14 protein-coding genes are annotated in these 14,617 nt (G+C 66.0%); 5 read left to right on the top strand and 9 right to left on the bottom strand.

The genetic code is table 11. From position 1 onward, the window contains the following. Positions 1–6 precede the first annotated feature (6 nt). Genes AKL02_RS07165 through AKL02_RS07145 form a run of 5 tightly spaced genes read right to left on the bottom strand, consistent with a single transcriptional unit; the run spans position 7 to position 4,268 of the window. Positions 7–1,611, bottom strand: coding sequence for a carboxyl transferase domain-containing protein (locus tag AKL02_RS07165; protein ID WP_078546600.1), 1,605 nt, complete (start codon positions 1,609–1,611; stop codon positions 7–9). Continuing rightward, a complete protein-coding gene (locus AKL02_RS07160; protein ID WP_083075067.1) occupies positions 1,608–2,072 on the bottom strand; it encodes a lysozyme inhibitor LprI family protein in 465 nt (154 codons plus the stop codon). The genes AKL02_RS07165 and AKL02_RS07160 overlap by 4 nt, the downstream gene beginning before the upstream one ends. Continuing rightward, the gene (locus AKL02_RS07155; RefSeq protein WP_083075065.1) at positions 2,069–2,596 is read right to left on the bottom strand and encodes a lysozyme inhibitor LprI family protein; all 528 of its coding nucleotides are present in this window, start codon (positions 2,594–2,596) and stop codon (positions 2,069–2,071) included. Before AKL02_RS07155 ends, AKL02_RS07160 begins: the two co-directional genes overlap by 4 nt. Further along, positions 2,593–3,108 carry a lysozyme inhibitor LprI family protein gene (locus AKL02_RS07150; protein WP_083075063.1) on the bottom strand — a complete coding sequence of 172 codons (516 nt, stop codon included), beginning with the start codon at positions 3,106–3,108 and terminating at the stop codon, positions 2,593–2,595. The genes AKL02_RS07155 and AKL02_RS07150 overlap by 4 nt, the downstream gene beginning before the upstream one ends. Next, positions 3,108–4,268 (bottom strand): isovaleryl-CoA dehydrogenase, encoded by a 1,161-nt coding sequence (locus tag AKL02_RS07145; protein ID WP_083075061.1) that lies wholly within the window; start codon positions 4,266–4,268, stop codon positions 3,108–3,110. The genes AKL02_RS07150 and AKL02_RS07145 overlap by 1 nt, the downstream gene beginning before the upstream one ends. 188 nt (positions 4,269–4,456) lie before the next feature. On the opposite strand from AKL02_RS07145, the gene AKL02_RS07140 reads away from it, so the two are divergent. Then, positions 4,457–5,698 carry an FAD-dependent oxidoreductase gene (locus AKL02_RS07140; RefSeq protein WP_083075059.1) on the top strand — a complete coding sequence of 414 codons (1,242 nt, stop codon included), beginning with the start codon at positions 4,457–4,459 and terminating at the stop codon, positions 5,696–5,698. Between the two features lie 25 nt (positions 5,699–5,723). Continuing rightward, on the top strand, positions 5,724–6,647 hold the full coding sequence (locus tag AKL02_RS07135; protein ID WP_083075057.1) for an ornithine cyclodeaminase family protein: 924 nt from the start codon (positions 5,724–5,726) through the stop codon (positions 6,645–6,647). A 19-nt stretch (positions 6,648–6,666) separates the two neighbouring features. On the opposite strand, the gene AKL02_RS07130 is transcribed toward AKL02_RS07135, so the two are convergent. Genes AKL02_RS07130 through AKL02_RS07120 form a run of 3 tightly spaced genes read right to left on the bottom strand, consistent with a single transcriptional unit; the run spans position 6,667 to position 9,799 of the window. Then, positions 6,667–7,845, bottom strand: coding sequence for a DegT/DnrJ/EryC1/StrS family aminotransferase (locus AKL02_RS07130; protein WP_083075055.1), 1,179 nt, complete (start codon positions 7,843–7,845; stop codon positions 6,667–6,669). A gap of 3 nt (positions 7,846–7,848) precedes the next feature. Continuing rightward, positions 7,849–9,069, bottom strand: coding sequence for a TCR/Tet family MFS transporter (locus AKL02_RS07125; protein WP_083075053.1), 1,221 nt, complete (start codon positions 9,067–9,069; stop codon positions 7,849–7,851). A 58-nt stretch (positions 9,070–9,127) separates the two neighbouring features. Next, positions 9,128–9,799, bottom strand: a complete 672-nt coding sequence (locus AKL02_RS07120) for an HAD-IA family hydrolase (RefSeq protein ID WP_083075051.1) — start codon at positions 9,797–9,799, stop codon at positions 9,128–9,130. Between the two features lie 107 nt (positions 9,800–9,906). Between AKL02_RS07120 and glmU the strand changes: the two genes are divergently transcribed. From glmU to AKL02_RS07105, 3 genes are read left to right on the top strand one after another with little or no spacing between them, the layout of a single operon-like run. Continuing rightward, a complete protein-coding gene (glmU, locus tag AKL02_RS07115; protein WP_083075049.1) occupies positions 9,907–11,253 on the top strand; it encodes a bifunctional UDP-N-acetylglucosamine diphosphorylase/glucosamine-1-phosphate N-acetyltransferase GlmU in 1,347 nt (448 codons plus the stop codon). Between the two features lie 3 nt (positions 11,254–11,256). Next, positions 11,257–13,071, top strand: a complete 1,815-nt coding sequence (gene glmS / locus AKL02_RS07110; RefSeq protein ID WP_083075047.1) for a glutamine--fructose-6-phosphate transaminase (isomerizing) — start codon at positions 11,257–11,259, stop codon at positions 13,069–13,071. Then, a complete protein-coding gene (locus AKL02_RS07105; protein ID WP_083075044.1) occupies positions 13,068–13,919 on the top strand; it encodes a DNA alkylation repair protein in 852 nt (283 codons plus the stop codon). The genes glmS and AKL02_RS07105 overlap by 4 nt, the downstream gene beginning before the upstream one ends. On the opposite strand, the gene AKL02_RS07100 is transcribed toward AKL02_RS07105, so the two are convergent. Continuing rightward, on the bottom strand, positions 13,914–14,603 hold the full coding sequence (locus AKL02_RS07100) for a D-lyxose/D-mannose family sugar isomerase (RefSeq protein ID WP_078539548.1): 690 nt from the start codon (positions 14,601–14,603) through the stop codon (positions 13,914–13,916). The genes AKL02_RS07105 and AKL02_RS07100 overlap by 6 nt on opposite strands. Positions 14,604–14,617: the final 14 nt, after the last annotated feature.

Genomic DNA, 14,617 nt, shown 5'->3' with positions numbered 1-14,617 from the left:
TGAAAGTTACATTCTGAACAGGCCGAAGCGGGTCGGCTCGATCGGAGCGTTGAGCGCGGCGGAGAGCGAGAGCGCCAGCACGTCGCGCGATTTGCGCGGGTCGATGATGCCGTCATCCCAGAGCCGCGCCGAGGCGTAGAGCGGGTGCGACTGGCGCTCGAACATCTCGATGGTGGGGCGCTTGAACTCGGCCTCTTCTTCCGCCGACCACTGGCCACCCTTGCGCTCGATCCCGTCGCGTTTGACGGTGGCGAGCACGCCTGCGGCCTGTTCGCCGCCCATCACGGAGATCCGCGAGTTCGGCCAGGTCCAGAGGAAGCGCGGGGAATAGGCCCGGCCCGCCATGCCGTAATTGCCAGCTCCGAAGGAGCCGCCGACCAGCATCGTGATCTTCGGCACCGAGGTGGTGGCGACGGCGGTGACCATTTTTGCGCCATGACGCGCGATGCCCTCGTTTTCATATTTGCGGCCCACCATGAAGCCGGTGATGTTTTGCAGGAAGACGAGCGGGATCGAGCGTTGCGAGCACAGTTCGATGAAATGCGCGGCTTTTTGGGCGGCTTCCGAGAACAGCACGCCGTTATTGGCGACGATGCCGACGGGGCAGCCTTTCACATGGGCGAAGCCGGTGACGATCGTCTCGCCGAAGCGCGGCTTGAACTCGTCGAAGCGCGAGCCGTCGACGAGGCGTGCGATGACCTCGCGGATGTCATAGGGGGTGCGCAGGTCGGCCGGGACGACGCCGAGGATTTCCTCGGGATCGTAGGCGGGCTCCTCGGGCGATTGCCAGTTCACCGTCGAAGGTTTCGTGTAGTTGAGATTGCCGACCGCGCGGCGCGCGAGGGCCAGCGCATGGGCGTCGTCTTCAGCCAGATAATCGGCCACGCCGGAGAGGCGCGTATGCACATCGCCGCCGCCGAGGTCTTCAGCGGTGACCACCTCACCCGTAGCGGCCTTCACCAGCGGCGGGCCCGCGAGGAAGATCGTGCCCTGCTCCTTCACGATGATCGTCACATCCGACATCGCGGGCACATAGGCACCGCCCGCCGTGCAGGACCCCATCACCACGGCGATCTGGGCAATGCCCTTCGCCGACATCCGGGCCTGATTGTAGAAGATGCGCCCGAAGTGGTCGCGATCGGGGAAGACTTCGTCCTGATTGGGCAGGTTCGCGCCGCCCGAGTCGACGAGGTAGATGCAGGGGAGATGGTTTTCCTCAGCGATCTCCTGGGCGCGCAGGTGTTTCTTCACCGTCAGCGGGTAATAGGTGCCGCCCTTCACGGTGGCGTCGTTGGCGACCACCATGACCTCCTGGCCTTGCACCCGACCGATCCCGGCGATCACGCCTGCGCAGGGCGCGGCATTGCCATACATGTCATGCGCCGCCGTCGCGCCGATTTCCAGAAACGGCGAGCCGGGATCCAAGAGCCCCGCTACCCGTTCGCGCGGCGCCATCTTGCCGCGCGAAAGGTGCCGCTCCAGCGCGGCGGGGCCGCCGCCTGCCGCTGCCTGCGCGGCCGCGTTTTCGATTTGCGACAGCGCGTCGAGATGCGCCTTGCGATTGGCCTGAAAGTCCTCCGACGAGGTCAGGGCCTGCGATAACAGTTTCATTCCATCCTCCCCAAATCGCGCAGTTCCAGCGCGCGTTGCGCCGTACGCTCGAGGTAGCATTGCGACGCCACGACCGTGCGGATCGTGCCGTCCTTCCAAATTTCGTAGAGCAGCCCGCAATCGGCGTCGCGATACTGCCCCCACGCGCTTTGCGCATCGAGCAGCTTGTTGGCGAGCTCCGTGCCGCCCTGCTCCAGCAGACGGGCGCGCGCCGCCTTATATTGCGACTTCGCGATATCGTCCCAGACCTGCGCCTCGCCTTGCAGGCAAGCCGAAATGCCAAGCGTCGTATCGCCGCCCGGCTGACCCTGACAGGCGGCGGCCGCCTCGCCGATACAGGCGGGATGTGTGTCCTTCGCCCCGTCGAAACAGGCGCGCACCGCGTCCGGATCGACGCTCGGCTCCTGCGCCAAGGCGGGTGTGGCACAGATCAGTGCCGCGACGATTGCCAGCCCTTTCATTGGGTATCTCCTTCAAGCTGCTCGGCACGCGCGATCAGGCGCAGCGCCTGCGCTCCGGTCAGTTGCATTTCACATTGCGATCCGGCCGGGCCTGCGCCCGAGCCGCCGCCCCAAGTCGACATTTCATAGGTGCAGGACGCATCGCGATAGGCGATCCATGCGCGCTGCATTTCTTTCAGCGCAGGCACCTGCGGTGGCGCGGCGGAACCCAACTCTTGCAGTTCCGCATCCACCTTGCCGTCCCGCTCGACGATCGTCTGATAGGCCGCATTCAGGCGCGCGTCCCAATCGTCGCGTTCTGCGCCGAAACAAAAGCCCATGCCCGCATTGCTCGAGCCGGCATTGTCGACGGTCATGCAATGTGCAGCCCCGAGCCCGATACAGGCGCTGCGCGCGGGTCCGCTCTTTGCCGCAAGACAGGCCGTGATCACCTGCGGATCATAGGTGACGGGAATGTCCTCGGCCCACGCGGCAGTGGCCGATAGGCCCAGCATGGCGACAGCGACCATCCAAAGCGTCTTCATTGCATGCCTCCCTTGCCTTGAGCGGACAGCGTCTCGGCCCAATTCTGCAATTCCAGCGCATGTTCGGCGGTCTTGCGCATCAGGCAGCGCGCCTCGTCCGCCTCCGCACCCGCGCCCTGCAGCGCGCCCCCATAGGCGCAAGCGCCATCGCGGTAGCGCGCCCAGGCGGCTTCCGCCTCCCCCAGCTGCGCGCCTTGCAATCCGGACGGAGACTTGCCCGCCACGATTTGCGCCGCGTCACTGGCCGCCGCCGCTTGGCGCAAGCTGTCGAGGGCTGTCGCCGCCCGGTCGGACCAGAGGGCGCGTTCGGCATCATAGCAGGCGCGGCGGTCGGTGACGTTCGCATCGTCACCGATGCAGTTCTCCGCAGCTTTGCCGATGCAGGACGCAGGGTCGTCGGCGCCCGAAAGGCAGCTCTCCAACGGGGCCGGATCGAAATCCGCCCCTGCCCCTTGGGCCTGCGCCGCCAGCGGCGCTGCAAACCCGATCAGGAGGAGAGCGCCCGCTCGCATCAGACGGCTCCCATGATCTCGCGACCGATGAGCATCCGGCGGATTTCCGAGGTGCCCGCGCCGATCTCCATCAGCTTCGCGTCCCGGAACAGGCGCGAGACGTTGGAGTCGTTGAGGAACCCGGCACCGCCAAGCGCTTGCACCGCCTGATGCGCCTGCACCATTGCCTGCTCGGACGCATAAAGCACGGTGGCGGCCGCATCCTGACGCGTCACGGCGCCACGATCGCAGGCTTTCGCGACCTCGTAGGTGTAGGCGCGCGCGGTGTTCATCGCGACATACATATCGGCGATCTTGCCCTGCATCAGCTGGAAATTCCCGATCGGCTGGCCGAACTGCTCGCGCTCCTTGCAATAGGGCACAACCTCGTCGAGGCAGGCCATCATGATACCGGTGCCGATGCCCGAAAGCACCACGCGCTCGTAATCGAGACCCGACATCAGGACGCGCACGCCGCGCCCCTCTTCGCCCAGCACGTTCTCGAAGGGCACTTCGCAATCCTCGAAGAACAGCTGTGCTGTGTTCGAGCCGCGCATGCCAAGCTTGTCGAAATGCTTTGAGGTGGAGAAGCCCTTGAAATCCTTCTCGACGATGAAGGCGGTGATGCCCTTGGAGCCCGCCTCCGGGTCGGTCTTGGCATAGACCACGAGCGTATCGGCATCGGGGCCGTTGGTGATCCAGTATTTATGGCCGTTCAGGACGTAGTAGCCGTTGCGCTTCTCGGCTTTGAGCTTCATGCCCACCACGTCGGACCCTGCACCGGATTCCGACATCGCAAGCGCGCCGACGGACTGGCCCGAGATCAGGCCGGGCAGGTATTTCTTCTTCTGCGCGTCCGAACCGTTCAGCTTGATCTGGTTCACGCAGAGATTGGAATGCGCGCCGTAGCTGAGCGCGATCGAGGCCGAAGCCCGCGCGATTTCCTCGGTGGCCACGACATGGGCGAGATAGCCCATCCCCGCCCCGCCATATTCTTCCGACACGGTGATCCCGAGCAGGCCAAGCTCGCCCATCTCGGTCCAAAGCTCGTTCGGAAACTCATTATCCAGATCGGTTTTGGCCGCGATCGGGGCCACACGCTCGGACGCCCAACGGCGCACCATATCGCGCAGTGCGGCGATATCCTCGCCCAGATCGAACTCCATCGAACCTGCGAACATCGGATCTCCTCCCCCGGTTTATTGAACGCACGTTCATTTATGCGCAATTGCCGAGTCGGGTCAAGGCCCGTGGGCTAGTGCGCGGGCAAAGGACGCAGCGGCACGAGCCACACGGCACAGGGGCTGGTCACTTGCAGTGATTGCCGCCACAAAGAGACCTGGGAGCTTGGAAACCGACGGGAGCGAAGATGGGCCAGCCACGTCATATCGTGATCGGAGCGGGGATCGTGGGCACAATGACCGCATGGGCGCTGGCCCGTCGCGGGTTGCCGGTGACGGTGATCGACCGCCTGCCCGGCCCGGCGGAACTGTGTTCGCGCGCGAATGCCGGGATCGTCTCGATCGGCCATGCGAGCGCCTGGGCGGGGCCGGATGCCTTGCCGCAACTGCTGCGCGCGATGGCGGGGCGCAATCCCGGCGTGAAGCTGACCGCGCCCTTCGATCCGGCGCTGTGGCGCTGGGGCACGACCTTCCTGCGCAACTGCACCGGGGCCGCGCAGGCACGCAACACCGCGCGGATGATGCGGCTGGCCGAGACCGCCCGCGCCGCCCTGCCCGACATGGCGCAGGAGCTGGGGCTGGACGCACTGATCCGCTTCGAGGGCGGGCTCTACCTGCACAACTCCACCGCCGAGATCGACGCGCATGACGACGGGCGGCTGACGCGGATCGACCCGGACTGGCTGGCCGAGAACGATCCGCTCTTGGCAGAGGCGGGTTTTGCAGGCGGGTTCCTCTCGCCGATGGATGCCGCGGGCAATTGCCATGAGGTGACCCGCGCCGCCGCCAAGGCCCTTACCGCCAAGCACGGCGTGCAGTTTCGCTACAACAGCGCGGTGACCGGCTTCACGCAGGCTCATGGCAAGATCACCGGGGTCAACCTCGCCGACGAGACGCTGCCCGCCGCGCAGGTGATCCTTGCGACCGGGGTGGAGACACCCGATCTGGCGCGGCCCTTGGGCTTTGCGCCGGATATCTACCCGGTGAAGGGCTATTCGGGGACATGGGAGGTCCGCGATCCGAGCCGCCTGCCCCGCCATCCTTATATCGACGAGGCCGCGATGCTGGCCGTGGCCTCTTATGGCGGTATCTTGCGGGTAACGGCGATTGCCGAATTCGCCGGGCGCGACCGGACGCTGCGCGAGGATCGCACCAAGGTTCTGACCGATTACGTCGCCGCACGCTTCGGCGATGCGGTGAGCGATGCGCCGCCCGTGCTGTGGACCGGGCTGCGGCCCTCGACCCCGCATGGCCCGCCCTTCCTTGGCCGGGTGAAGTCTTACGACAATCTGTGGGTCAATGCGGGCCACGGCCAACTGGGCTGGACGCTCTCGGCGGGCTGCGGCGCGCTACTGGCCGATGCGATCACCGGTGCCGCCAACGGGCCGCGCGAGGTGTCGGCCCCGGCGCGCTGGCTGGCGCCTCTGTGACGCCCTAGACAATGAAGGAAACGACATGAGCCCGAAGATCATCCCCTATGACATCGCCGAGAAGCTGGACTGGCCGGGCGCGATCGCGGCGCTGCGCGCGGGCCATACGCGCCCGAAGGCGGAGCTGGGCGATACGTTTCTCGGGCCCTCTGACGCGGTTTTGCTGAGCCGCGCGGCCTACATTCCGGGGCTGGGTTACGGGGTGAAATCCTTCACCGTCTGCGACGGCAATGCGCAGGTGGGACTGCCGACGGTGCAAGGCGCGATGGTGGTGTTCGAGCCCGAGCACGGCCAACCCACCGCGATCGTCGATTGCCCGCTGGTGACCGAGTTCAAGACCGCCGCCGATTCCGTTCTGGGCGCGCAGCTTCTCGCGCGCCCCGACAGCCGTCGTCTGTTGATCGTGGGCGGGGGCCGGGTCTCGCGCTCGCTGATCGCGGCCTATGCGGCGGGTTTTCCGGGGCTGACGGAGATCACGCTCTGGACGCGCCGCCCCGAGCAGGCACAGGAGCTGGCAGCTGACCCCGCCCCCGAGGGCATCAGCCTGCGCGCGGTGACCGATCTGCCCGAGGCGGTGGCAGAGGCCGATATCGTCAGCAGCGCCACGATGGCTCGCACGCCGGTCCTGCAGGGTGCATGGGTAAAGCCCGGCACCCATGTCGATCTGATCGGAGCCTATAAGGCCGATATGCGCGAAGCCGACGACGCGCTGATCTCGACGGCGAGCCTCTTCGTCGACAGCCGCGACACCACGCTGGGCCATATCGGCGAGCTGCTGATCCCGATCCGCGAAGGGGTGATCACGCCCGAGGCGGTGAAGGCCGATCTCTACGACCTCATCGGCGGCGCGCGCGGGCGGGAAAGCGCCGAGGAGATCACGCTTTACAAGAATGGCGGCGGCGCGCATCTCGACCTGATGATCGCCGACTGGATCTCGCGCGCGGGGTAAGGGTCAGCGCGCCGCCTCTTCAGGTCTCGGCCTCTTCGCGCAGGATACGCGCGATCTGGGCGGCGTCATCCGTCGAGAAAGTCAGCGGCAGGCGCAGATCCAGCAGCGTCGCCAGCACCGCATCGGTGCGCGGCAGGTTCTGCGCCTCAGCGTAACGCCAGCTGTCATGGCGCGAGGTGAAGCCCGCAGGCTCATCCGCGCCGAACCATTTCAGCTCGACCCCGCGGGCCGCAGCCCGGGCGACAAAATCCAGCATCTCCGGGGCGGAGCGCCCCGGCAGGCGGAACTGGAAGGACGAGCCGACATAGCTCTCGGCCTCGGGGCGCTCGATCAGCGCGATGCCCTCCGCCCCGGCAAGCCCGGCCTCGACCTCACGGTAAAGCGCATTCCAGCGCGCCACCCGATCCGCCAGCGTCGACAGTTGCGGACGCAGGATCGCGGCGCGCAGATGGTCCATCCGGCCCGAGACATTGGGCGTGTCGTATTTCAGCCCCTCGAACACCTCCGCGCCGGGCGCGGCCCGGTGGCGCTCATAGAGCATGTAGCTGCCCGAGAGCAGGATCATCCGCGCCGCCAGCTCGGCATCGTCGGTCACGATCAGCCCGCCCTCGCCCGAATTCATGTGCTTGTAAGTCTGGGTCGAATAGCAGCCGATCGCGCCATGCCGCCCCGAGTGAACCCCGGCCCATGTCGCCCCCATCGTATGGGCGCAATCCTCGATCACCGTTAGATCATGGTCGCGCGCGATCTCCATCAGCGCATCCATGTCGCAGATATGGCCGCGCATATGCGACAGCATCAGCACCCGCGCCTGCGGGGCTTTCGCCGCCAGATCGTCAAGGTCGATGGTCAGCTGGTCGGTAACCTCAACCAGCACGGGCTTGCCACCGACCGCCGCGATCGCGCCGGGCACGGGGGCGAGCGTGAAGGCATTGGTCAGCACCGGATCGCCCGGCCCCACGCCCACGGCGCGCAGCGCGCAGCCCAAGGCATAGCCGCCCGAGGCCACCGCAAGGCAATAGGGCGCGCCGGTCAATCCGGCGAATTCCTCCTCGAGCAGCGCCACTTCCCCCGGCTCACCGGGCAGCGTGTTGTAGCGATGCAGGCGCCCCGAGCGCATCACCTCGACGGCGCGTTCGATCGCGTCTTCGGGGATCGGCTCCTGCTGGGTGAAATTGCCTTTGAAGACCTCGGACATCGCTCAGACCTTTCTTGCGCGGATAAACAGCGCCAATGCCGCCAGCAGGATCACGGAGGCCACGTAAAAGGCCATGTCCGGCGTGCGGATCGGGGCGTCCTCGGCGAGGAATATCCCGAACACTTGGGTGAAGAACAAGGTGCCCGCCAGCATCGCGAGGTTCATTAGCGCGGATATGCCACCCTGCAGCGCGCCCTGAGCGTCTTCGGGCACCGCGTTGGACATCAGCGAGGCGATCATCGGATGCACCAGCCCTTCGATCCCGGTGATCAAGAGGACGATCAGCACCATCACGAGCGAGGTCGACAGCCCCAGTGCGATGGTCATGCCGATCCCGACGATCAGCCCGATCACCACCACCCGTGCCTCGCCCAGACGGGACGCGAGCGGACCGGCCAGCCCGCCCTGAAAGATTGCCGCGACGACGCCATAGCCTGCAAGCGTCAGCCCCACCGTCCCCTCGGACCAGCCGAATTTCGCCATCCCCCAATAGGGCCAGATCGCGGGATAGACGGCGGAGGCGAACAGATAGACGCCAAGGGCGGTGCCCATCGGCAGGACGCCCGGATACCGCGCGAAGACTTTCAGCGTGCCCAGCGGGTTGCAGGCGCGCCAGTTCACCGGACGGCGCAGGCCCTGCGGCAGACTCTCGGGCAGCACGATCAGCCCGTAGATCAGGTTCAGCCCCGACAGCGCGGCTGCGACGAAGAACGGCACGCGCGGGCCAAGCTCGCCCAGAAACCCGCCAAGCGCAGGTCCCGCGATGAAGCCGAAACCGAAAGCCGCGCCGATCAGGCCGAAGGCGCGGGCGCGCTCGGCCGGTGGCGTGATATCGGCGAGATAGGCATTCGCGATGACGTAGGATGCGCCGCAGATACCCGCGACGATCCGGCCCACGAAGAGCCAGAGCAGCGTCGGCGCGAAGGCGTGAAACAGGTAATCGACGCCCAAGCCGCCGATGGCGAGCAGCAAAAGCGGGCGTCGTCCGAACCGGTCCGAGAGGTTGCCCATCAGCGGCGCGAACAGGAACTGCGCGAGGCTGAAGGCCGCGAACATCCAGCCACCGATCCGGCTCGCCTGCGCCAGATCGACATGGCCCACATCCGCGATCAGGGACGGCAGCACCGGGATGATCAACCCGAACCCCACCATGTCGAGAAACACCGCGATCAGAACGAAGGCGGTGGCGTGAAAGCGCGAAGGACCGATGGGGGCTGCGGTCATGGCCGTCGGCAGCCGCGTCGTAGGGGTGGTTCGGGGCGGCACAGCCCCGCCGAGGCGATCACCCGAGCATCCGCGCGGCCAGCGCGGGCAGATCGTCGAAATGATCGAGCAGCGCCTCTGGGGCGAGCCGTTCGATGCCGCGCCCCTCCGGTCCGAAGGTCACCAGAACGCAAGGCACGCCGACTGCGCGGGCGGTCTCACGATCGGTATTGGTGTCGCCCACCAGCAGCGAGGTTTCCAGCTTGCCCCCGGCCCGCTCGACCGCCGCGAGATAGGGATCTGGCGAAGGTTTGCGCAGCGGCAGCGTATCGGCGCCGATCAGCGCGTCAAAAAGCGCGGCGATCCCGAGCCGGTCGATCAGATCACGCGCGAGACCTTCGGGCTTGTTCGTGCAGACGGCCGTCGCAAAACCCTGATCGCGCAACGTTTTCACCGCCGACTCCGCGCCGGGATAAAGCTGCGTATGGCGGTCGATATTCTCGCCGTAATGCGCAAGCAGCGGGTGATAATCGGCCTCGACCAGCTCGGCGATCTCCGCCTCCGGCAGCCCCAGCCGCCCATAGCCGGCCTTGAGCATCGCACGGCCACCATGGAAGGCGGTCAGCGCGTCCCCCGCCGGATCGAGAAGCGGCGCATGGCCGCGCGCCGTAAAGCAGGAATTTGCCGCTGCGATCAGGTCGGCGGAGGTATCCGCCAAAGTCCCGTCGAGGTCGAAAACCACTGTGCGCATTGCCTTTTGCTCCTTCCGTAACACCGCGAAAGGAAGCGTGAAGACGCACCACTTGCGGCAAGCAAGCCAATGGTTAAAACGGGGCCGAGCAGAAGAAAAGGTTTCTAATGGCGATTGCATTGATCACCCTCGCGGCGGGACAGGGCACCCGCATGAAATCCGACTTGCCGAAGGTGCTGCATCAGGTGGGCCGCGCGCCGCTGGTGGCCCATGCGCTGGCCGCCGGACGCGCGCTCGAACCCGAGACCGTGATCGTGGTCGCGGGCCACGGTGCCGACAAGGTGAAGAAAGCCGTCGCGAAGGTCGATCCCGAGGCGCAGATCGTGCTGCAGGAAGAACAGCTCGGCACCGGCCATGCGGTGGCGCAGGCCCTGCCCGCGCTCGACGGATTCGACGGCCGCGTGATCGTGCTTTACGGCGACACCCCCTTCATCCGGCCCGAGACGCTGGAGCGGCTGGCCGCGTCCGATGCGGCGGTGACCGTGCTCGGCTTCGAGGCGGCCGATCCGGGGCGCTACGGGCGCTTGGTGGCGCAGGGCGACACGCTGGATCGGATCGTGGAATTCAAGGATGCCACAGATGAAGAACGCGCCATAACCCTTTGTAACTCCGGCGTTATATCCTGTGACGCAGTGCTTCTGACCGAACTCGTCGCGGGGCTGTCGAACGAGAACGCATCGGGCGAATATTACCTTACCGACATCGTCGAAGCCGCGCGCAAGAAGGGCCTGACCGCGCAGGTCGTGACCTGTGACGAGGCCGAAACGCTGGGCATTAACACCCGCGCCGAGCTTGCCCGCGCCGAGGCCCTCTTCCAGGAGCGGATGCGCGCCGAGGCGATGGAAAACGGCGTGACCATGGTGGAGCCCACCAGCGTCTGGTTCGCGCTCGACACCTATATCAGCCGCGATGTCGTGCTGGGCCCGAATGTCGTGTTCGGCCCCGATGTAACGATCGAATCCGGCGCCGTGATCGAGGCCTTCTGCCACCTCGAGGGCTGCCATATCTCGCGCGGCGCCACCGTCGGCCCCTTCGCCCGTCTGCGCCCCGGCGCGGAACTCGCCGAGGACGTGCATATCGGCAATTTCGTCGAGGTGAAGAACGCGATCCTCGCGGAGGGTGTGAAAGTCGGCCATCTGACCTATCTGGGCGATGCCGATATCGGGGAGCATACGAATATCGGCGCGGGCACGGTGACCTGCAATTACGACGGGGTGATGAAGCATCGCACGACGATTGGCGCGAATGCCTTCATCGGCTCCGACACGATGCTGGTGGCCCCGGTGACGGTGGGCGACGGCGCGCTGACGGGCTCGGGATCGGTAATCTCGAAAGACGTCCCGGCTGAGGCGATCGCGATCGAGCGCTCCGAGCAGGTGAACCGTCCGGGCCTCGCTACGAAGCTATTTGCGAAACTGCGCGCGGAGAAAGCGCGTCGCATGAAGAAAGATTGATAAATGTGCGGAATTATTGGAGTTTTGGGGAAGCACGAGGTTTCCCCTTGGCTCGTTGAGAGCCTCAAGCGATTGGAATATCGCGGCTATGACAGTGCCGGGATCGCGACGGTAAATGCAGGCAAGCTGGACCGTCGCCGGGCGGTGGGCAAGCTGTGGAATCTGTCTGATCTGCTGGTGCACGAGCCCCTGCCGGGCAAGTCGGGCATCGGCCACACCCGCTGGGCGACCCATGGCGCAGCGACCCAAGGCAATGCGCATCCGCATCGCTCGGGGCCCGTCGCGGTCGTGCATAACGGCATCATCGAGAACTTCCGCGAGCTGCGGGCCGAACTGGCCGAAGCCGGGATCACCCCGGAGACGCAGACGGATACCGAAACCGTCGCGCTGCTGACACGGATGTTCATGGATCGCGGCATGGATGCGCGCGAGGCCGCCGTGGCGACGCTTGGCAAGCTCGAAGGCGCGTTCGCGCTGCTGTGGCTCTTCGACGGCGAGGACGATCTGCTGATCGCGGCGCGCAAGGGATCGCCGCTCGCGATCGGGCATGGCGATGGTGAGATGTTTGTGGGCTCGGATGCGATTGCGCTCGCGCCGATGACCGACCGGATCACCTATCTCGAAGAGGGCGATTACGCCTTCGTCACCCGCGCTGGTGCCGAGATTTTCGACGCCGAGGGTCGCCGTGCGAACCGTGATGAGAGCCGCATCGATCTGGGTCAGGCACAGGTCGAAAAGGGCGGCTACAAGCATTTCATGGCGAAGGAAATCGCCGAGCAGCCCGTCGTGCTGGCTGACGCTTTGCGACATTATCTGCCCGAAACCGGGCTGAATCTGCCGGAAGAGTTGGACTTTTCCAACATCGACCGGATAATCCTGATCGCCTGCGGCACGGCACATTACGCCTGCGCAGTGGCGAAATACTGGTTCGAGACCTTCGCTCGCATCCCGGTCGAGATCGACGTCGCCTCCGAATTCCGCTACCGCGAGCCGCCCCTGTCCGACCGCAGCCTCGCCGTCTTCGTCAGCCAGTCCGGGGAGACCGCCGATACGCTGGCCGCGCTGCGCTATTGCTCCGAGCGCGTTGCGAAAACCGTGGCCGTGGTGAACGTGCCCACCTCCTCCATCGCGCGCGAAGCCGACATCATGCTGCCGATCTTCGCGGGCGTCGAGGTCGGCGTGGCCTCGACCAAGGCGTTCACCGCGCAGCTGCTGGTTCTGGCCGTGATGGCGCTGAAAGCGGGCCGTGATCGGGACGTCACCGACGGGCCCACGCTTAGCGCCCATGCCGATACGTTGCGCGCCCTGCCCGGCCTGCTCAATCAGGCCCTGTCGATCTCCGAGCCGATCGCGCATCTGGCCGAGCAACTCGCCGAGGCGCAGGACATTCTCTTCCTCGGACGCGGCGCGATGTATCCGCTGGCACTGGAAGGGGCGCTGAAGCTCAAGGAAATCAGCTATATCCATGCCGAAGGCTATGCCTCGGGCGAGCTGAAACACGGGCCGATCGCGCTGATCGATCGCACCGTGCCAGTGATCGTTATGGCGCCCTATGACAAGCTCTTCGACAAGACCGTGTCGAACATGCAGGAGGTGATGGCGCGCCACGGGATGGTGCTGCTGGTCTCCGATGCCAAGGGCATCAGCGCGGCGCAGGATGGCACCTGGGGCACGCTGCAAATGCCTGATATTGCGGAACCTTTCGCGCCGATCCTTTACGCGGTTCCGGCGCAGCTGCTCGCCTATCACACGGCGGTCGCGAAAGGCACCGACGTGGACCAGCCGCGCAACCTCGCCAAATCGGTGACGGTCGAATGAGCCGCAAGCGGGGCAAGAAACGCGTCGCGCGGCCGCGCGCGGCGGATTACGCGCCGCTCGACCCGGCGGAGGACGCCCGGCTGCGCGCCGAGGCCGAGGCCTATGCGGCTTCGGATGCGGACTATGAGGCCTTCGCCGAGGAAGACGATACGGGCGAGCCGCTCGGCCCGCCACCCACGCTGGAAGACGCGCTTTTCGCGCTGGAAAGCTGGGCGGATGCCGAGAAAGCCGCCGAGATGGCCGCCTATCACAAGGCGGAGCGGCGCTATCTGGGCGTTTCCGTTCCGGCGATCGAGGACATGGTCGCGCTGTGGCGTGGCCAGCTTGATGTTCCGGGGCGGGTCGAACTCGCCCGCGGGCTTTGGGACAGCGATATTCACGAGGCGCGGATCGCGGCCGCCAAGCTGCTGACGCAGGCGCGGCTGCGCCCGGATGGTGCCGCATGGGACTTGATCGCGAGCTGGGTGCCGCAATTCGACGCCTGGGCGATTGCCGATCACGCGGCCAAGGCGGGCTCGAAACGGCTTCAGGCCGAGCCCGCGCGGCTCGACGAGGTGGCGGATTGGGTGCGCTCGGATCACATGTGGACGCGGCGCGCGGCCTTCGTCTTCACCCTGCCCTGGACCAAGCAGCGCAATCCCAAGCCCGAGGACGAGGCGGTGCGCGACGAGGTTCTGGGCTGGGCCGCGCAACTAGTCGAGGATCGCGACTGGTTCATCCAGAAAGCGATCGCGTGGTGGCTGCGCGAGCTGAGCAAGAAAGACCCGGCCCGCGCCCAGGCCTGGCTGGCCGAGCATGGCGAAAGGCTGAAACCTTTCGCCCGCAAGGAAGCCAGTAAATACTTATGAATACAGGAACTTGTCGTAGTCGCTGACCAGCAGGTGGCGCGGCGCTTCGTCTTCCTCGATCTCGGAGAACCGCCCGATATCTTCGCGGAAGATATTGTCGGTATTGTCGTCGTTGACGGTCGAGACCTCGCCGATCAGCACGTCGCCGCCCTCGCCCCAGAAGGCATGCCAGTCACCGGGCCGCAGGGTCACGCTCTCGCCGGGGCGCAGGATCAGCACCTCGCCGGGCGCGTAATTGCGCGGGACGCCGTCGCACATCACCTGCCCGCCTGCGGTCTCGTCGAATTTGCCATCCGCGTCAGAGCCATAGAGCTCGATCGCGAGGTCTGCGCCGCCGCGATTGATGATGTCCTCGGCCTTGATGATATGGGTATGCATCGGGCTGATCTGGTCCTTGCGCGAGATCAGGAGCTTCTCGGCATAGGCCATGCCGTGGCCCGCCTGAAGATCGCGCAGATCGCCGTTGCGCAGGGTGAAGAGAAACAGGCCCAGCTTGTCGAAATCGCCCTGCCCGTAATCGGTGATGTCCCAGCCCATCGCGGCTTCCACGATGCGCTGCGCCTGCGGCAGGCGCGCCTTGAACTCAGCCGGGCTCCACCATGCGAAGGGCGGCAGGCGGAAGCCGAATTCCTGGATCATTTCCTCGGCCGCGGCCATGATTTCGTTCACGCGCGAGCGTTTCATCTGTCTCTCCGTTT

Origin of the sequence: Thioclava electrotropha, from assembly GCF_002085925.2 — a bacterium.
In the GTDB taxonomy this organism is placed as follows: domain Bacteria; phylum Pseudomonadota; class Alphaproteobacteria; order Rhodobacterales; family Rhodobacteraceae; genus Thioclava; species Thioclava electrotropha.
This window is presented reverse-complemented; position numbering and strand designations above follow the sequence as displayed.